Annotated in this window: 2 protein-coding genes and 1 pseudogene; 1 reads left to right on the plus strand and 2 read right to left on the minus strand. The window is 69.1% G+C overall.

Going from position 1 to position 3,038, the window contains the following annotated elements; translation table 11 throughout:
* The first annotated feature begins 187 nt into the window (after positions 1-187).
* A pseudogene (locus H8R17_RS17730) lies at positions 188-1,276 on the plus strand (integrase core domain-containing protein).
* Between the two features lie 113 nt (positions 1,277-1,389).
* Here the strand turns inward: H8R17_RS17730 and H8R17_RS17735 are convergent.
* Together H8R17_RS17735 and H8R17_RS46870 are read right to left on the minus strand one after the other, a co-directional pair.
* The gene (locus H8R17_RS17735) at positions 1,390-2,463 is read right to left on the minus strand and encodes an integrase core domain-containing protein (RefSeq protein WP_187824163.1); all 1,074 of its coding nucleotides are present in this window, start codon (positions 2,461-2,463) and stop codon (positions 1,390-1,392) included.
* Between the two features lie 45 nt (positions 2,464-2,508).
* Positions 2,509-2,643, minus strand: coding sequence for a hypothetical protein (locus H8R17_RS46870; protein ID WP_262505318.1), 135 nt, complete (start codon positions 2,641-2,643; stop codon positions 2,509-2,511).
* Between the last annotated feature and the right edge of the window lie 395 nt (positions 2,644-3,038).

The following is a 3,038-nucleotide window of genomic DNA, read 5'->3' on the forward strand; positions in this document are numbered from 1 at the left end:
GAAAGCGACCCATGCCGCATCAACAAGCCCAACTACCGCAAGAAACCCACTAATTCATCGACGGGCCCCTGCGCCTGCCGAAAAACTCATCCGTCCTGGTGGGGGCTGGTGTACGGATGGTGTCGAGCGCGGGCGCTTGGGCGGGTGCTCTGGGCACCTGGTGAGTGCCCCGGCAGGATGATCTGTCGTGCTGCTTCGACTTGCCTATCTGGGTGTGGCGAACGTGTTCGCCCTGCTGCGGCTGCTGCCGGTGAGCACCCAGGACAAGGACGCGGAGATCTTGGCGCTGCGTCATCAACTCACGGTGCTGCAACGCCAGCTCGGCCGGGATCGGGTGCGGTTCGCCCCGAGTGACCGGGTGTTCCTGGCCGCGCTGCTGCACCGGCTCCCGCGCGGTGTGCTGGGCAGGGTGCGGCTGCTGGTGCGCCCGGACACCGTGCTGCGCTGGCACCGCGACCTCATCGCGCGCCGCCACGCGGCCCGTTCCCGGCCCCAAGCGTGCGGGGCGGCCGCGTACGGTGCGCTCGATCCGCGTGCTCGTGCTGCGTCTGGCGCGGGAGAATCCCGGCTGGGGCTACCGGCGCATCCACGGCGAGCTGCTGGTCCTGGGGGTGCAGGTGGCCGCCTCCACGGTGTGGGAGATCCTGAAGGAGGCGGGGATCGACCCGGTACCCGAGCGGGGTTCCAGCACCTGGACGGACTTTCTGCGCTCCCAGGCTGCTGCCCTGCTGGCGTGCGACTTCTTCGAAACGGTCACCCTGACCGGGGCACGGCTGTACGTGCTCGCGGTGATCGGGCACGCCAGTCGGCGCATCCGCGTCCTGGGCGCGACGGCGCACCCGACCGCCTCCTGGGTGGCGCAGGCCGCGAAAAACCTTGTCATGGACCTCGAGGACACCGGCTGCCGGGCCCGGTTCATGATCCGCGACCGCGACGGGACGTACCCCGCCCTGTTCGACACCGTCCTTGAGGATGCGGGGATCGAGGTCGTACTCAGCGGGATCCGGATGCCGCGGATGAACGCGCTCAGGTGCAGACCTGCCGACGCGAACTGCTGGACCGCACCCTGGTCTGGAACCAGCGCCACCTGCTCCACGCCCTGCGCGAGTTCGAACAGCACTACAACTCCCACCGGCCCCACCAAGGCATCGCAGACGCCCGCCCGCTGCGCCCCCTGCCCACACCGATCACCGACCCAGACGCCATCGCCCACCTCGACATACGACGACACGACCGCCTCGGCGGCACCCTCCACCAGTACCAGCATGCGGCCTGACCTGCACGGACGAGATTCTCGGCAGGGACAACGACACCACCTGCGCCCTGTTGGGTGCCAAAAGTCCCGCACATGCGTTGAGCTGGGCGTTCGCCAGACTGTCGTGATCTTCGTCAGGCTGTGTCGCGGTAATCGTGGATGAGTCCGCTGAGGACGTCGTGGCGCTGGATGTGTTGGGCGGGGAAGGGGATGACGTCCGGATCGTCGGCTGGTGCGCGAAGGTGCAGGGCCCGGTGCGGCCTTCCGGAGTTGTAGTGCTCGGCGTATTCGGCGAGGACACGCCGTGCGTGTTGCTCGTTGTAGATCAGCATCCGGTCGGTGCACTCGGCCCGCACGCTGTGGATGAACCTCTCCACGTGGGTGTTCATCCGCGGTGTCTGTGGCGCGCTCTTCAGGATCTCGATGCCGTCGGCGGTGAAGACGGCGTCGAACGCCTGGGTGTAGCGGCTGTCGCGGTCGCGTAGCAGGTAGCGGAAGCCGGCGGCGCGGTCTGCGAGGTTGGCGAGGAGGTTCCTCGAGAGCTGGGTGGCCCAGGCTGCGGTCGGGTGGGCGGTGACGCCGAGGATGTGAACGGTGCGGGTGCCGACCTCCATGACCACGAAGGCGTACAGCCTGGTCAGCGCGGCGGTGTCCACGTGGAAGAAGTCGGCGGCGAGCAGGCCGGAGGCCTGGGCGCGTACGAACTCGCGCCAGGTCGGGGCGCCGCGGCTTCGTCTGGGTGCGGGGCCGAGGCCGGCGCTGCGCAGGATGCGTCGGATGGTGGAGGCGCCGACGCGGTGGTCCAGGCGCCGCAGCTCGCCCTGGATACGGGTTGAGCCCCAGGTCGGGTTCTCGCGGGCCAGGCGCAGGATCAGGGCGGTGAGTTCCTCGGAGATCGGCGGGCGGCCGGTCCGTGCGGGTTTCTGCTTCCACTTCCAGCGCAGTAGTCGCCGGTGCCAGGTGAGCAAGGTGCCGGGTGTGAACAGGCGGTGTCGGCGCAGCCGGGAGGGTAGGTGCCGGGCGAGGGCGGCGAGCACTGCGCGGTCCGGCCAGGTGAGGTGTGGCCGGACGCCGAGCTGGCGGCGCAGCACCGCGTTCTCGTGGCGCAGCGCGAGCAGCTCGGCGTCCTTGGTCTGCTGCGAGCGGGAGAGCAGCAGGAGCAGTCCGAGGAGTCGGAGGAAGACCAGGTAGAGCATGCGCAGTGCCATGGGGTCCGAGCTTGTCGTGATCGCCCGGAGTCGCAAAGTGCCTGGTCAGATGCTGTACGTCACTTCTGGAACCCTACAGGCCCGGGCCACGCTCAGCTTCGCGGCCGGGGTGGCGACCTGGTGGTTGGAGCGCACTCCCACGACGTAGCCCAGGCCCAGCTCGCGGCAGGCGGTACGCAACCCCCGCCCTCCGTAGACCTGGCCCAGGCCGCCGTCCGCTCCAGCACCGCTTGTTCGTCCCACACCGCACGGGACAGCAGATGGTGCAGGCCGTGCGGGCCCCGCTCACCGATCGCTTCTGCCAGGCTCCAGCAGTTGACGTCCTCGAGCTCCATCAGCATGCCCCGGGTCATCCGCGCGAACGTCTCCCGGGTCTCGCAGCAGGCAGAGCTATCTACAGCTGCCGTAGTAGTGTCGCCTTGAGCTGTGCGCTGGCTCCGCTCTTCACTCGGACAGAACCACCGGGACCCCTCGCCAGGGACACGCCCGGCTCGGCAACCCACCCATGGTGGTCTGAGGCATTCTCAACCGGCACCTGTAGTCGGGTCGCCCGGGGGTGAGATTCCCCCGGGCGA

The organism is Streptomyces sp. TRM68367, from assembly GCF_014495685.1.
Lineage (GTDB): Bacteria > Actinomycetota > Actinomycetes > Streptomycetales > Streptomycetaceae > Streptomyces.

Excerpts from the sequence above, each read along its gene's own strand:
- H8R17_RS17735 (WP_187824163.1), bottom strand. The coding sequence starts at position 2,463 with ATGGCACTGCGCATGCTCTACCTGGTCTTCCTCCGACTCCTCGGACTG.